We start from the raw sequence: 15,037 nt of genomic DNA on the forward strand, positions 1-15,037 counted from the left end.
TTTGAATGTCATGTTGCACGATAGTGATATACCCCATATTCCCAATAGCCGCCGCCCGGCTTTGAGGGACCAACCCAGTTTCTGGCTAACAATTCCTGAGCTATGAAGTAATTAACGAAACCATGTCCCACCAACAAGATACTTTTATGCTCACGCGCCATGTCTATTAATGTCGATGCGGCAACTTGCGCCCGCTTTTTTGCCATGTAGAGCGATTCGCCGTTTCGCGAGAATCCAATTACCGACAGACACCGCAACAGTATGCCCCAGGCTTCGACCGACATCGTCAATGTACCCTGTTTGAAATGAGGGATAGCAATTTCCCGAAATAGTGGATCGCTCAGTAAAATATCGCTAAATCCCAGTGCCTTGGCCGACTCTAAAGAACGAGTAAAATCGCTACAAACGGCAGCATGGCATGCCGATGCACGTTGCTTGGCGTTTTCCGGCGGTTCGTCTTCTATACCGGATAAATCATAACGGCTGATAATCTCGCCAACGTCCCGCGCTTTGGCTTTACCTTTCAGCTCGAACGTCGGTTTACCGTGCCTGATTAATGTAATTTCCATCACTGCGCATTCATGCAAAACGTAGAAAAACTGAGGAGCTTTTATATGATAGTGGCGTACTTTGTATGCCTAAAGCCTGTTTTGGGAAATGCCAGTTCATGACAGCGATTGTGGTAGAGAATGAATTAGGTCTGTGATCGCCAATTGCATCGGGACAAACGCCACGCCATTGTCTTCGACGCCTGGCCCTTGCGGCTGAAAGCCAAGCCGCGCATAAAACGGCACGGCGGGCAGCGAGGAATTAACCGTGAAAGTTTCCGACGGACTTGCGGCCAGCGATAACTCGATGGCTCGCAACGCTAATGCCGTGCCGATGCCTTGGTATTGGAACACGGGCGCTACGAACAGATGAAAAACATGCCGCGCGTCGCGGACGGCAGCTACTCCGGCCAGCGTATCGCCGAACAAACCCAGCAGATAAAGGAAATTGGCGTTAGCGATGTAACTGTTAATAGCTTGGGCGGAAATGCTCGAAAAAAACATCTCTGTGCCTTCGCCGCTTGGGTTAACTGTACAAAAACCGGCAACTCTGTGAATCAGCTGGCTGATTGCGTCGGCATCTGCCGGCACGGCGTGGCGGATGATCAATGGCGAGTTCATGAATAAGCGGTCGTTTCGACGTTCATTGGTTTGTAGCGATAAAGTCCGGCAAGTTGTCATAAACCTGCTCGACGGTTTGGTGTTCGGTGAGGGCTTTGACGACGGCCGGCAAAGGCTCAGCCCGAATGCCGGGCAAATCTTGTTCCAAAGGATTCACAATCGGGAACGCCAATTTTTCCAGCGGCGGGCAAAAGTCCGCTTCCACGCCGGGCTTGTTGCCGCGCGCATCGATCCGGTACCAGCCGTATTGTTGCAGGTAAACCGCGTTCAAACCGTGCAGGCAATAAGGAGTCCGGTCGCCGTCCATGGTCAGCCGCTGGTAGCAAAGCCCAGCTGGAATGCCATAGGCGCGCAACAGCGCAGCCAGCAAATGGCTTTTGGCATAACAGTAGCCGGTGCCGTGGATCAACACCTCGGAGGCTTTACAGGTCACCGGATTCAGCCGGTAGTCCCAACTATGCTTGATCTCGTCGCGGACGAATTCGAAACAGCGTTTGGCGATTTCTTCCTCATCGGCGCAACCGTCCGCCAACTTGGCGGCTTGCGCGACGATCGCGGTATGTTGGCTATCGATATAAAGGCTACTGTTCAGATATGGCTTCATCGCCGCGCGTTCGATTTCCACTAATACGTCGGTAAGTAAAGAGACTATTTCCGGCGCAGCCAGCAGGTCTGCTTCGCCGATATTCGCGCTCGGCAACGGTAACGTGATCGATGCCGCTTCGATCAGCTTGGCCGACATGGTGATCAAGGTTTCCCGGAGTGCGGCGTCGGCATGATGGGCGCGCGGCGTCGCGTTCAATACCGCCACCGTTTTATAGGCAAATCCCTCGAATGCCACCAGCCAATCTAGCGCGTTTTTGATGGTGCCGGTGACGCCGTGGGCGTATTCCGGGCTGGCAATCAGCAATGCATCCGCCGAGGCCACTTTGTTACGCAATAGCTGTGCGGCGGCCGGAGGCGCGTTTTCCAAATCCGGATTGTATAAGGGCAAGTTGCCAAGGCCGGAAAACAAACAGACTTCAATCGAAGCCGGCGCCAAATGCTTTACGGCGCGCAGCACGGCGGAATTGATGGACGCCGCCCGCAAGCTGCCGGATAAAGCCAGTATTTTCATTGCCAAGCTAGGTGTTGAATGCCAGGGAAAAGTGATGACTGCTCAGTTGAAAGCCCTTGTTAAGATATAAACGATGGGCGTTAATGCGCTGATAGCCGGAATCCAAATGCACGCCCTGGCAGCCGTGCGCTTGCGCATGCTCGATCAGCCAATCGAGCAAGGCGCCGGCGAAACCTTGCGAAGTCTGGCCGCTGAGCGTGGCTAAATCGTCGACATACAGAATTTTGCCCCAGGCCAAAAACTCGGCGAACCGGAAACCCGCCACGCTTTTAATGGCGCCTTGTTGTCTAACAGCCAAAATTTGGTAGGACTGCGCTTGCTGGCGGCGAATTTGGGCCAAGAACTGCTCCTGCTTGAGATGCGGGCGCAGCTCGCTGAACACCGGAAAACAGGCTTGAATGTCGGCGTCGGTATCGGCAATGAAAATATCGAGGGTCATGGCGGCTTAACAATCAAAAGGGTGTCTGTTGGCTTAAAACAAGATACAGTGTGGCTGAAATTCCTACCAACTTTGTTAGATTAGATGCTATTTGCAGTCGGCTAACAACTGTCAATATTGACAGCTTATATCGCCATTTTGCTTTGCCGGTAAATCAGGATTTCGATGCATTCACCATTTTAGGATAAGCTTTCCAACAGTTTTAACGTTGGTAACCCCATGAAAGCCTGGCAAGAAATTCAACTTCAAGCACTGCAGACTTGTGAAAATGAGCATCAGATTTTTCAAACCATTGTTTCAATGGGTGCGGAATTGGGTTTTGATTACTGCGCCTACGGACTGAGGTTGGCGCTGCCACTGAGCAATCCGAAGATCGTGAAAAAGAGTAACTATCCAATGGCTTGGCAAGCGCAATATCAGACAAAAAACTATTGTGCGATCGATCCCACCGTCAAACACGCCCTGCGCTCGCCACTGCCTATCCAGTGGACGGACGGTTTGTTCGCTTCGACGGCGGCGTTTTGGGAGGAAGCGCGTTCGTTCGGTTTGCGTTATGGTTGGGCGCAATCCATGCGGGATGTCCCTGGCGCAACCGGCATGCTCACTTTAGCGCGATCCGATGAGCCGCTTACCGAAACCGAGCTTGCGGCCAAGGCTTTCAAAATGGCTTGGTTAACTCAAAATGCGCATATTGCCTTGTCGCGCAGCTTGTTACCGAAATTGCTGCCGGAAGCGGATACCAAATTATCCAACCGCGAGGTTGCGGTACTACGCTGGACTGCCGATGGCAAGACTTCCGGCGAAATAGCCAGCATCATGAAAATAACCGAGCGGACCGTTAATTTTCATATCAGCAATGCCGCGACGAAATTGAATGCGGCCAACAAAACCTCGGCAGCCGTCAAAGCGGCGATGCTCGGTTTTTTATAAAAACCCTGCGGTCAAATTTGATTACGGTGAATTCGACTCTTCATGACGCTAAAAACTGCCACATTGACTGTTTGATTATGAGCAAACACCTCATGGTATTTCGGCTTTTGCATTCCGCGCCACGACTCAAAAAGGGCTCACACCTGTTGAGGTGCATCATTTGCTCACGCCTCGCTCCGCTGCCGACTTGGCCCGTGAACCGTGCGCGCTGTTCATAAATATGATCGACCCGATGATGCCAGCCCTTGCTCGTCGAAATAATGGGCGCTTTCGGCATCCACCTTGAGATACAGTGTATTGTCCACCACTAGGGCGAACATCAACCCACCGTGATAGATGCCGCAGCCGCCGAACATCATGCGCAGGGTAACGGGGCCGAACAGTTCGAAAACTTCGGGTAGATAGGCAATCAGTTCGCTCATCGCAACCTCAAAAAATGCATGCCCGCACCATCCAGCTAAGTGATAACCCCCCTTTTACCTTACGACCGCCGGTAATGGCAAAGCCTTCGGAATAATCATGCCCCTACCCCAACCGGAAACGCCGTCTTATCCACCACCCGCCGCAATACGAAGCTGGTATGTACTCCGCTGACCCCCGCAATGCCGGTGATACGTTTCAGCAGCAATTCCTGGTAGGCGTCCAAGTCCTTGACCATAACCTTGAGCTGATAATCGGCGGCCTGGCCGGTGATCAGCAGGCATTCCATCACCTCCGGAATCCCGGCAATAGCCGCTTCGAAGGCGCTGAAACGTTCCGGCGTGTGTTGGTCCATCGAAATGTGGATCAAGGCCATCAGCGTCAGACCCAAGGCTTTGGCGTCCAGCAGCGCCCGATAGCCGACGATCAAGCCGCCCTCCTCCAACGCCCGCACCCGCCGCAAGCAGGGTGACGGTGACAGGCCGATGCGATCGGCTAGGTCCTGGTTGCTGATGCGGCCGTCGGCTTGCAGGATGTTCAAGATTTGACTGTCGTATCGATCCAGTTCCATAAAATATCCATTATTCAGATACTAAAACAATTAAATAAAACGTTTTCCATTCTTACGGCAATATTCTATCAATGATAGGCATTTTTCATAGCACAAACGCAATCGCCTAGCGGACGGTTTGGCTTATCTTATCGGCATCCCATTTACCGAGAGCACGCAGCCATGTTGACCGATCCTTCCCGCAAATACCGCCCATTCCCGCCGGTGGCGCTTGCCGACCGGCAATGGCCAAACCGCACGATCACTCAAGCGCCGATCTGGATGAGCACCGATTTGCGCGACGGCAACCAGGCCTTGTTCGAACCAATGAACGCCGAACGCAAACTGCGCCTGTTCCGGACCTTGTGCGGCATCGGTTTCAAGGAAATCGAAGTGGCGTTTCCGTCGGCCTCGCAAACCGATTTTGATTTCGTGCGCCGCTTGATAGACGAGGCGTTGATACCCGACGACGTAACCATCGAAGTGCTCAGCCACGCCCGCGAGCAGTTGTTGCGCCGCACCGTCGAAGCTCTACACGGCGCACGTTCGGCCATCGTCCATATCGTCAATGCAACCTCTCAACCGTTTCGCGAACTGGTATTGGGCATGAGCCGGGCCGAGGTATTGGCGATGGCCGTCAATGCGGTACGGCTGGTCAAACAATTGACCGCCAACCAGCCGGAAAACCAATGGCGCTTGCAATATAGCCTGGAAACCTTCACCGCCACCGAGCCGGAGTTTGCCGTCGAAGTTTGCGATGCGATCAGTGCCGCCTGGGGCGCGACGCCGGACAATAAGATCATTCTGAATTTGCCTTCGTCGGTGGAAACGGCGACGCCGAACGTCTACGCCGACCAGATCGAATGGATGCACCGCCATATCGCCCGCCGCGACAGCGTCATCCTCAGCGTGCATCCGCACAACGACCGCGGCACCGCGGTAGCCGCCGCCGAACTGGCGTTGATGGCCGGCGCCGAGCGCGTCGAGGGTTGCTTGTTCGGCAACGGCGAACGCACCGGCAACGTGGATTTGGTGACGCTGGCGTTGAATCTCTACACCCAGGGCGTGGCGCCGGGCTTGGATTTTTCCGACATCAATAAAGTGGTGGGCGATTTCGAGGCGTGCACTGGCTTGAGCGTACCGCCCCGCCAACCCTATGCCGGCGAGTTGGTGTTCACCGCATTTTCCGGCTCGCACCAAGACGCCATCAAGAAAGGCTTTGCCGCGCGGCAGCCTGATAGCGTCTGGAATGTGCCCTATCTGCCGTTCGATCCGGCTGATGTCGGCCGTGGTTACGACGCGGTGATCCGCATCAACAGCCAGTCCGGCAAGGGCGGTATCGCCCATTTGTTGGAAAGCCATTATGGGGTCGTACTGCCTCGCCGCCTGAAGTTGGAGTTTTCGCAAGTGGTGCAACGCCATGCCGACCGCCGCGGCGGCGAAATCGGCGCGGAACAGTTGTGGCGATTGTTCGCAGAGACTTATCTCGACGCGGCAAAACCGTGGCGTTATCTGGATCACCAATTGTTCGAGCATGCGCAAGGCCAAGGCATACAGCTGCAAATCGAATTTGATGGCACGTCGCACGAATTAACCGGCCTGGGTAACGGACCGATAGCCGCCGCCATCCAGGCTTTAGGCTCGCTCGGCAGCGCAGTGGTGGTGTGCAGCTACGAGGAACGCTCGACCGGCAGCGGCGGCGATGCCCTGGCCTGCGCCTTTGTCGAACTGGCGACTGCGAATAGCCAAACCGCCTATGGCGTCGGCATGGACGGCAACATCATCAACGCATCGATCAAGGCGCTGATCAGCGGTTGCAATCGCTTGGCCAACGATACCGGCATTCTGCAACACCACTCCATTAAATCGGCGGGTTTAACTCAAACAACTCGCCAACCGCAAACCTTATAAAGTGAAACAGGAGACAACATTGAATACTTACCGCTGGAACGCCCAGGATTATGCTCAAAACTCGCAAGCCCAACAGCAATGGGCTAAAGAACTGATCGCACTGTTGCAGCTAAGCGGCCACGAAACCGTGCTGGATTTAGGTTGCGGCGACGGCAAAGTCACGGCGGAAATCGCCAGAATCGTCGATTGCGGCGCGGTGGTCGGTATCGATAATGCCGAGGCGATGATAGCTCTAGCCAAGCATAGCTACCCGGAACAGCAACATCCTAACCTGTCGTTTCGGGTCATGGATGCGGGGAATTTAAGCTTTGCCGAACAATTTGACGTTGTGTTCTCCAACGCGGTGCTGCATTGGGTCAAGCAGCATCAACCGGTGATCGACGGCTTATACCGAAGCCTGAAAATGGGCGGCAAAATCCTGCTGCGCATGGGCGGACAAGGCGATGCCGCCGCCATGCGGGCGGCGATTGACCGGATCAAGGACTCGGCGCCATGGTCGCGGTATTTTATCGGCTTCGAGTTTCCGTATACCTTTTCAGCGGTCGATGAATACCGGGTGATGCTGGACGCCGCCGGCTTTAATGTCAAACGGCTCGAACTCGTCGCCAAGGACATGAGCCACGACGGACGGGAAGGTCTGGCGAGCTGGATTCGAACCACCTGGCTGCCGTACACGCACAGGATTCCCGAAAACCATAGAGAATCGTTTATCGAAGCGGTCTGTTCGAGTTACCTAGATCAAGTGCCGTTATGTGCGGACGGCCAAGCCCATGTGGCGATGGTCTTGCTCGAAGTCGAAGCGGAGAAATCGGCAAAAACTTAAGCCCGCGTGACCCGGACTAGTGAAGCGTTTTCGGGAGAAACGGAAGTCTTTGTTCGTGCTAATACGCTTCGGTATTCGCGCGGCCTTCATGCTCAAGTGCTTACCTGATTGTATTAGTTCGGCCAATACTGAAATTTCGCGCCAATCTCTCCTATGGGATCAGCACACGCTAGAAACCATTATTATCTGTTTTTTTCAATATGAGTACGTGTGTTGTAGTGGTTTACTCTACTGTTTCTGGCGAATAGTCAATACGATTCCACTCAATCGAACGCTTGCGCCAGTGTGTATCAATTTCCTGAGTGAAGTCAGGCCGTACCAACTTGGCGCGAACTTCACACCATTCCGACGATTCACGGCGAATCACCAGCCCTTCCAGGGAGCCAGATCGATAATTACTGGGAGCGGTCACGACTAACCGTTTCAGTTCGGAAAGTGAGGTCTTACCATAAAACACTTGCGGCACCGTTACCAAACCGGCTTCGTTTGCCAACTTATTACGACGAGAGGAGTTCCAGAACCGGCCAACGCTCTTGTCGTACACATCAAACAAAAGCAACCAATCCGGCAGCGCTGAATAGTCCAGCGAATGGCGCGCGGCACACCATTCACAAAAAAAGACTAAGCGAGGGTTTAGCACTGCGTGTAATGCGTCACCATGCTGAGATAGCCAAGCGGGCAAGCGCGTAAACTGGCCTGCATGAGGTTCAGTAAGATACTGGCCCCGATTTTGCAATTGCAGTTGACCGTCGGCATCAAGCGACAACCCTAGATTGGCACCATCGAGCTTCTCTTCCACCAACACTGCATCTGCAAGCAATGATTTGACCTCAGCAGTGGTCAACACCTTGTCATCGCGTGGCACACCTTCACCCAGCCAAGCAAGGTGCGGTGTATGAGGGTAGCGGAAGAAACCGGTCACGACTCAAGCCGGCAACTCTGGCAAGGGATTGTTTGGAAATTTCTTGCGATAAAAAACGCAAGCGTCGGCGGGACACAAAAATTCCACTCTAACACCTTTTGCCTGCAAGCTCTGCCACCAGTCCAGCCATTTGCAGTCGGCGGCCTGCCAAACGGTTGGCTTATTTGGGTGAGCGTTGGCTACAGCCGCGAATTTGCGATCAGGCGCATCGAATACACGTTGCAGTGACGGATCGGGAAACTCCGCAAAATAATCATTCGTGGTTTCAGTTAGTGCTACAAATTCTACTCTTGCGGTATTGCCTTGGTTTTGTAACAGCCATTTTAAAAAACTATCGCCTACTCCTTTAGGTTGATTCGGGTGCGTTTTATTCAGATACTCGCCAAGAATCCGGAAGTCATCATCAATGACAGTTATCCCTGATTTTTCCATGTCCTGCAAACGACGAATACACTCTTCAACGCACTCAGGCGAAACTTCCGGATGCCGTCCATTTGCCACTAGCAGTACATTGGTATCAATTACTGCCTTCATTGCGTGCTGGCCTGTTTATTGAGTTCTTTTTTGCGGTGCATCGCTGCCAAAGTACGGCCGGCAATGTCAGCCATCTCATCACCAAAAAAATTTTCCGGCCAGTTTTCGATCTCTCCAAACATATTAAGGCGCAGTGGCTCCAGTTCTGTTGCTGCATCAGTGCGATGGCAGAAATATACCGCTACATCGTCAGGCAAAACGGAACCCTCTGCCACTCGCCGTTGCAGGCGATTGAGAAAATGTTCTGAATGACTTTCGACGATCAATTGAACGTTGCGCTCTTTGCCGTTTTCACGGGCTTGCGTTGCGGAGATAGATACGTCGGCCAATTCAGCCTGGACTTGTGGATGTAAATGAATTTCCGGTTGTTCCATCCAAATCGTCGAATTGGGAGTGCAATAAAAAGCCTGTACCAGAGCGGGTAAAACCTGTGATACGCCAAAACCCACATCCGTGATTTTGACCTCGCTGGCTGAGGCGTGTGTTTTGACCAGTACCTCGTATTCTTTTCGGCCTTCCGCCACGGGTTTGACCGAAAAACTTTCAATGATCCCCAAGTCTTTAAGCCATTGCGCGATAAACTCATCAAAGCGCGCCAAATGTTTTTTAGGGCCACGATTCAGCTTTCTTTCCTGGGCACTGGCAGCCAGAATGGCTGCAATCGCAAACTCACCCTTCTGTCCTACGCTCTCCGGCGTTTCTCCCGACCATGAATAGATGCGTTTTGGATGATCACGCAAGGGTCCTAGGTAGTACACACTATTGAGCGCCGCTTCCGTACTCAAGGCAAAATCCGATAAAAATTCCGCATTTTGAAAGCGGGCGCGACTCTGATCGGAAATGCGGTAAAACTTGTCTGGGTCATCCAACGGCCAAATTCTTCCTGTATTGCGCACAAATTTATATTCGTTCGAAGAAATATCCAGTTTGTTTTTTTCGTCGCGCGAGTATTCAACTGACAACTGATTTTCATTGTTACGCAAAAGTTGATAAGTCAACTTGTCAACTCTGGGTTGTTCTTTCGCAGCGGCCGAAAGCGTGACATCTAACCGCAGTTCATCTCCGGCAAATTTTTTCTGGCTGATCGGGTCGCGCGCCACCAGCTCTTTGCCTGGAATTTTCCATCCGAGTTCAAATTCCAGCTCGTTCGTTAAATCATGGTTATGCAGGCATTCTGCAAACGTGCCCAAGTCAATAAGAGCATTATCATCACCCAAGTGAAGAGGTCGCTTTCGGTCGGCCGATAATGTTGTTTGCTTGAGCGCCAGCAGTAAGTGACCCAAACTACTCTTGCCCGAGCTGTTCGCGCCGAAAATCACCGTCAACGGTGCGAGACGAATGGGACCGGTGTCTTTCCAGGCTTTAAAGTTTTTGATGTGCAAATGGGTTAGCATTTATGTGATTTTCCTGTTTTAAATTTGTCCTAGGCATACAAGGCGATAAGTGAATATTGGCTTCGAACCATGCACGCTAATCGCACATTTTGACGGACAGATTGTTGAGCGTTTGTTGTCCCTGCAAATTAATTATCTTACGACATCTTAAGCTTAGGGTCGGTTTTACTCACCCATCCTCCATAATCAGAACATTCTACGCGATTAGCGTTTTACGTTCTCACGCGTCCGCATTGGCGGCGACAAATTTAAAAGCTCTCAATACGGCATCCCGTCCTTGTGGGCGAAGCGAAAGTTATTATCGACAAAGGCAGCCTGCAAGTCGTCGTCCGGGTAGACGACTTGGTCACCCGCGCTGCGGTCGCCGATTTCCAGATACACGACGTCACTCGCCGTTTCGTTGACCAGCCGGTGGGCATCGCCGCTGCCGGCTTTAAAGCCGGCGCACATGCCGGGCGACAACGGCGTGGGGCCGGCATCGGTGTAAAGGGTTGGGCAACCTTGCAAGATGTAGATAAATTCGTCCTGCTGGCTATGCGCATGGCGCAAAGCCGATATCGCCCCCGGCGCCAACCGCGTCAGATTGACGCCGAAATTTTGCAGGCCAAACAATTCGCCTAACGCCCGTTTTTCACGGCCCTCCAGCCGGGCGCCATGCAAGTGCAAAATGGCTTGCGGATACAAGGATTTTCTTGCGCGCGGCGGCACTTGCTCCGCTTCGGCGGCAATTGGGAACGTTGATTCAGTCATGGGGAACGATCCTAAGAAGATTGAAAAATGCTGGCGGTTTACTCCCTCTCCTGCTGGAGAGGGCGGGGGTGAGGAGGTTTAAATAGGCAAAATGCATTGTTCTAATTCTCCTCACCCTACCCTCTCCAACAGGAGAGGGGTTTTTTGCTTCGCGCTAAATAGTTACAAAAATGCAAGATTAGTCGACAAACGGCGCGCAGATGAAATCGATGGCGCCGTAGTCGCAACCGCACTGGCTCAACAACGCGGTGATTTGGCCGCGATGGTGGGTTTTGTGGATCAACAAGGTAGTCAGCATAATGGTCACGGCCAACACTTTATCTTGCCCGGTGGACAGGCTGCGGAAGGCGATGCGCCGTTGTAAATCGTCGCTTTGCAAACCTTGAATCCAATCCAGCAAAGCCTGGTCGCAATCGGCTTGCGCCGCGCGCAATTCGGCAAAATCGGCGTAAAGCTCCAAGTCCAGGCGTTGGTATGGCACCGGTTGACCTTGCAAGCGGGCCAGCCAGACGCGGTCGCCCAGCAGCAAATGGTTCCAGGTGCCGTGGATCGAAGCAAAAAACACGCCCCTATCCTGTTTGCGCTCGTCGTCTGTCAAGCTGGCACAAGCGTCGTACAGACGTTGATTCACCCATCGGCTGTAACGCGCCTGCAACTGCAAATTTTCCAACAAATTCATAAGATGCCTCCGCACTCTTGGTCTATGGTCCGCCGAAATGCCTGTTGCAATTGGTGAAACACCGGTCCGGGGCAACTAGGCATTGATCGGCAGTCGATACTGGCGACCGCAATCAGTTCCGCGCCGGTGCCGGTCAAGAAACATTCGTCGGCGGCATACAAGTCGTACACGCCCAACGGCTGTTCGCTGGTTTCGACGCCGTTATCCTGCGCCAACTGTAGCACCAACTCACGAGTGATGCCTTCCAACGCGCCCTCGCTGCACGGCGGCGTCAGCAAGCAGCCGTCGCGGACGATGAACACATTGTCGGCGGTGCCTTCGGCCACCCGGCCTTGGGCGTTGAGCAGTATTGCTTCGTCGGCGCCGGCATGGTTGGCTTCGATTTTGGCCAGAATGTGGTTCAGATAATTCAGGCTTTTGATGCGCGGATCCAGGCCGTCGGCCGGCAAGCGGCGCACCGACGAAACGATCAGCCGCGCGCCAGCTTGTTGGCCGATGTCTATCATCGTCAACTGATCGGCGATGGCGATGACATTAGGCTGAGCACAGCTTTTGGGATTCAAGCCCAGCGGTCCGGCGCCGCGCGTCACCATCAGCCGGATATAGCCGTCGTCGTCTGCAAACGCTTCGATCAGCCGTTCGATGACAGCCTCCAATTCCTGGGTGGAGTATGGTATTTCCAGCGCAATCGCCCGCGCCGACAGCGCCAGGCGTTGCAAATGCCGTTGCAGACGAAAAGCCCGGCGCCGGTAAAAACGTATGCCTTCGAACACGCCGTCGCCGTAAAGTAGTCCGTGGTCGTTGACCGGGATACACGCTTGATTGGTTGGCAGCAATTGGCCGTTCAGCCAAGTTAGCGAATGGGTACTCATAAAATGCTCCTGATGTTAACGTTGGCATGAAGATTTTCTGCCGGCCAAGACGCAGGCGACGACTACAGAGGCGGTTGCCAATTGTTCAATCTCGACACTTTCACCGATCAACCCCGAACCGGCTGCCATGCTGAGAAACGGCTGCAGCAATTGCAGTTGGCCGATCTGCGCGGTGCCGCCCAGCGCTAAACCGCGATACCAGGCAAAAAATGCCAGATACATGCTGACCACACTGACGTAGGCGAAGCCCAACAGACTAGGCCAGCCGACCAGCTCGATGCGCGACGGCGCGGTTTGCACCACCCACGGCAACAACAGCGGTGCACTTATCAATAAGGCCCAGCTGATGGTTTGCCAAGCGCCGAGCTGTTTGGCCAACCGCGCACCTTCGGCATAACCGTAGGCCACGCAGGCAATCGCCGCCAGTAAATACAGATCGGCTTGCTGCAAACCTGCCACACCGGACCGGTAAACGAAGATCAGGATCGCGGAGCTACCCAATGCCGTTGCCAGCCAGAATCGCCATGCCGGCCGCTCACCCGACAACAGCACGCCGAAACCGGCGGTCAACAACGGCGTCAAGCCGACCACCACGGCGCCATGCACCGCCGAAACTTGTTGCAAGGCCAATGCCGACAGTAGCGGAAAACCAATCACCACACCGCCGGCGGTTGCGGCCAATCTGAGCCATTGACGGCCCTTGGGTAAACGACCGCCTCGCCACCACAACGCCAATGCGGCGAATAGTGCCGCGACTACCGCTCGGCCCAGGCCGACGAATACCGGATCGAGTTCCGCCACCGCTAGCCGGGTCGCCGGTAAGGTCAGGCTGAAACCGAGGATGCCGGCACAGCCGAACCAATAACCGCGTGTCAGCTCGGAGGATTGGGGAGGATTACTGAGATTTAGACCGCCAGCGGCAAACGCGGCGCGGTTCAACAAACGGAATTTCATAGTCTTGCCCTGTTTGATCGGAGGCGTCACTTTAGACTATGATGCGGCGATCAATACAGATGCAAAATCTGTAAATTATATCGATACAATTTCGACTCAAAATGAATTGTATCGATAGCCAAACGCCTCAACTGTATTGCAAACGCCATGAATCTTCGCTACGAAAACCTCGCCGAACATTTGCTCAACGCCATCTCCCAGAATCTGTATCGACCGGGGGAACGCCTGCCCAGTGTCCGTCAGCTTAGCCAGCGGCACCAAGTCAGTACCGCAACGGCGGTCAGCGCATTACGGTTGCTGGAGGACCAAGGCCATCTCGAAGCCCGCCAGCGTTCGGGGTATTACGTCAAGTCGCGCCCGCGCTGTTCGCTGCAGGAACCAGCCATGTCGGCGCCACCGCGCGAACCGACGCTGGTGACGGGGCAGGAATTAGTGTTGCGTCTGGTCAAGGCTGCCAACGATCCGAGGATCGTGCAATTGGGCGCGGCGGTGCCGTCGGCGTCGTTTTTGCCGACACAAAAAATGGCCCAGTTGTCGGCCAATGTCGCCCGCCGTTACAGCCAACGCATTGCCAATTACGAATTTCCGCCGGGCGCGCCGGAATTGCGCCGGCAAATCGCCCGGCGTATGTCCGAACAGGGCTGCCCGGTCGATCCCAACGACATCCTGATCACCAATGGCTGTCAGGAAGCGATGACGCTGGCTTTAAAAGCAGTTACCCGGCCGGGCGACATCGTCGCCGTCGAATCGCCGACCTTTTATGGACTGCTGCAAGTCATCGAATCGTTGTCGCTGCGCGCGATCGAAATTCCGACCCATCCGCGCGACGGCATCGCGCTGGATGCGCTGCAACTGGCTTGCGAGCAATGGCCGATCAAGGCCTGTATCGCGGTGCCCAACTTCAGCAACCCTTTGGGTTATTGCATGAGCGATACCCGCAAACGCGCCTTGGTGGAACTGACCAATCGCTACCGGATCTCGCTGATCGAGGACGACATTTACGGCGACCTCGGTTTCGGCCCGCAACGGCCGTCGCTGGCGAAAAGCTGGGACAACGAAGGACGAGTGTTGTATTGCTCTTCGTTTTCCAAATCGCTGTGTCCCGGTTTACGGGTAGGATGGCTGGTGGCCGGGCCACACTTGGAACAAACCGAATATCTGAAATACGTCGGCAATCTGGCGACGCCGACTCACGCGCAATTGACGGTTGCGGAAATGCTGGCCAAGGGCGGCTACGAACGCCATCTGCGCCAGGCGCGCAACCAATACCGGCAAGCGGTGGAGCGAATGACGGCGGCCATCGGCGCTTATTTTCCGCCAGGCACCCGCGTTACCCAACCGGAGGGCGGCTTCGTGATCTGGGTGGAACTGCCGGAAACTGTCGATGCGACGGCGTTGAGCCGGCGAGCATTGGAGCGAGGCATCAGCATCGCGCCCGGCCCGATGTTCTCGGCGACGCAAAAATACCGCAATTTCATCCGCCTGAATTGTGCGGTCGATTGGGATGAGCGAGTCAATCAGGCCTTGGTTAGGTTGGGGCAGATGGTCGGCAAGCAATAACCCGAATTGCATT

At 54.3% G+C, this 15,037-nt stretch carries 17 protein-coding genes; 4 read left to right on the plus strand and 13 right to left on the minus strand.

Annotated features, from left to right (window positions below; genetic code table 11):
- Nucleotides 1-8: 8 nt before the first annotated feature.
- The 4 genes from IVG45_RS05735 to IVG45_RS05750 form a co-directional block, all read right to left on the minus strand.
- On the minus strand, nt 9-569 hold the full coding sequence (locus IVG45_RS05735; protein ID WP_196436918.1) for a histidine phosphatase family protein: 561 nt from the start codon (nt 567-569) through the stop codon (nt 9-11).
- 96 nt (nt 570-665) lie between these two features.
- Entirely contained in the window at nt 666-1,169 is a 504-nt protein-coding gene (locus IVG45_RS05740) for a GNAT family N-acetyltransferase (RefSeq protein WP_196436919.1), read from the minus strand.
- A 22-nt stretch (nt 1,170-1,191) separates the two neighbouring features.
- Entirely contained in the window at nt 1,192-2,286 is a 1,095-nt protein-coding gene (locus tag IVG45_RS05745) for an NAD(P)H-dependent oxidoreductase (RefSeq protein ID WP_196436920.1), read from the minus strand.
- Between the two features lie 7 nt (nt 2,287-2,293).
- Complete coding sequence (locus tag IVG45_RS05750) at nt 2,294-2,725, minus strand: GNAT family N-acetyltransferase (protein ID WP_196436921.1); 432 nt, start codon at nt 2,723-2,725, stop codon at nt 2,294-2,296.
- 219 nt (nt 2,726-2,944) lie between these two features.
- Between IVG45_RS05750 and IVG45_RS05755 the strand changes: the two genes are divergently transcribed.
- Nucleotides 2,945-3,655, plus strand: coding sequence for an autoinducer binding domain-containing protein (locus tag IVG45_RS05755; protein ID WP_196436922.1), 711 nt, complete (start codon nt 2,945-2,947; stop codon nt 3,653-3,655).
- 212 nt (nt 3,656-3,867) lie between these two features.
- Here the strand turns inward: IVG45_RS05755 and IVG45_RS05760 are convergent, their stop codons facing one another.
- Both IVG45_RS05760 and IVG45_RS05765 read right to left on the minus strand, forming a co-directional pair.
- Nucleotides 3,868-4,077, minus strand: coding sequence for a TfoX/Sxy family protein (locus IVG45_RS05760; protein WP_196436923.1), 210 nt, complete (start codon nt 4,075-4,077; stop codon nt 3,868-3,870).
- A 95-nt stretch (nt 4,078-4,172) separates the two neighbouring features.
- Nucleotides 4,173-4,646 (minus strand): Lrp/AsnC family transcriptional regulator, encoded by a 474-nt coding sequence (locus tag IVG45_RS05765; protein WP_196436924.1) that lies wholly within the window; start codon nt 4,644-4,646, stop codon nt 4,173-4,175.
- Between the two features lie 162 nt (nt 4,647-4,808).
- Between IVG45_RS05765 and leuA the strand changes: the two genes are divergently transcribed.
- The gene (gene leuA / locus IVG45_RS05770; protein ID WP_196436925.1) at nt 4,809-6,536 is read left to right on the plus strand and encodes a 2-isopropylmalate synthase; all 1,728 of its coding nucleotides are present in this window, start codon (nt 4,809-4,811) and stop codon (nt 6,534-6,536) included.
- Between the two features lie 19 nt (nt 6,537-6,555).
- Nucleotides 6,556-7,359, plus strand: a complete 804-nt coding sequence (locus tag IVG45_RS05775; RefSeq protein WP_196436926.1) for a methyltransferase domain-containing protein — start codon at nt 6,556-6,558, stop codon at nt 7,357-7,359.
- A 223-nt stretch (nt 7,360-7,582) separates the two neighbouring features.
- Here IVG45_RS05775 and IVG45_RS05780 read toward each other — a convergent pair whose 3' ends face one another.
- The 7 genes from IVG45_RS05780 to IVG45_RS05810 all read right to left on the minus strand — a co-directional run bounded on the left by IVG45_RS05780 (nt 7,583) and on the right by IVG45_RS05810 (nt 13,464).
- Nucleotides 7,583-8,281 (minus strand): RNA ligase family protein, encoded by a 699-nt coding sequence (locus tag IVG45_RS05780; protein ID WP_196436927.1) that lies wholly within the window; start codon nt 8,279-8,281, stop codon nt 7,583-7,585.
- A gap of 3 nt (nt 8,282-8,284) precedes the next feature.
- Entirely contained in the window at nt 8,285-8,815 is a 531-nt protein-coding gene (locus tag IVG45_RS05785) for a hypothetical protein (RefSeq protein WP_196436928.1), read from the minus strand.
- Complete coding sequence (locus IVG45_RS05790; RefSeq protein ID WP_196436929.1) at nt 8,812-10,209, minus strand: DUF3696 domain-containing protein; 1,398 nt, start codon at nt 10,207-10,209, stop codon at nt 8,812-8,814. The genes IVG45_RS05785 and IVG45_RS05790 overlap by 4 nt, the downstream gene beginning before the upstream one ends.
- Before the next feature lie 258 nt (nt 10,210-10,467).
- Nucleotides 10,468-10,959 carry a cupin domain-containing protein gene (locus tag IVG45_RS05795; RefSeq protein WP_196436930.1) on the minus strand — a complete coding sequence of 164 codons (492 nt, stop codon included), beginning with the start codon at nt 10,957-10,959 and terminating at the stop codon, nt 10,468-10,470.
- Between the two features lie 178 nt (nt 10,960-11,137).
- The gene (locus IVG45_RS05800) at nt 11,138-11,638 is read right to left on the minus strand and encodes a DinB family protein (RefSeq protein ID WP_196436931.1); all 501 of its coding nucleotides are present in this window, start codon (nt 11,636-11,638) and stop codon (nt 11,138-11,140) included.
- Nucleotides 11,635-12,510 carry a branched-chain-amino-acid transaminase gene (gene ilvE / locus IVG45_RS05805; RefSeq protein ID WP_196436932.1) on the minus strand — a complete coding sequence of 292 codons (876 nt, stop codon included), beginning with the start codon at nt 12,508-12,510 and terminating at the stop codon, nt 11,635-11,637. Before ilvE ends, IVG45_RS05800 begins: the two co-directional genes overlap by 4 nt.
- Nucleotides 12,511-12,525: 15 nt before the next feature.
- Nucleotides 12,526-13,464, minus strand: a complete 939-nt coding sequence (locus IVG45_RS05810; protein WP_196436933.1) for a DMT family transporter — start codon at nt 13,462-13,464, stop codon at nt 12,526-12,528.
- A gap of 147 nt (nt 13,465-13,611) precedes the next feature.
- On the opposite strand from IVG45_RS05810, the gene IVG45_RS05815 reads away from it, so the two are divergent.
- Nucleotides 13,612-15,024: an aminotransferase-like domain-containing protein gene (locus IVG45_RS05815; protein ID WP_196436934.1), complete on the plus strand. Its 1,413-nt coding sequence runs from the start codon at nt 13,612-13,614 to the stop codon at nt 15,022-15,024.
- Nucleotides 15,025-15,037 lie beyond the last annotated feature (13 nt).

The sequence above is a fragment of the Methylomonas sp. LL1 genome (assembly GCF_015711015.1).
Classification (GTDB): Bacteria; Pseudomonadota; Gammaproteobacteria; order Methylococcales; family Methylomonadaceae; genus Methylomonas.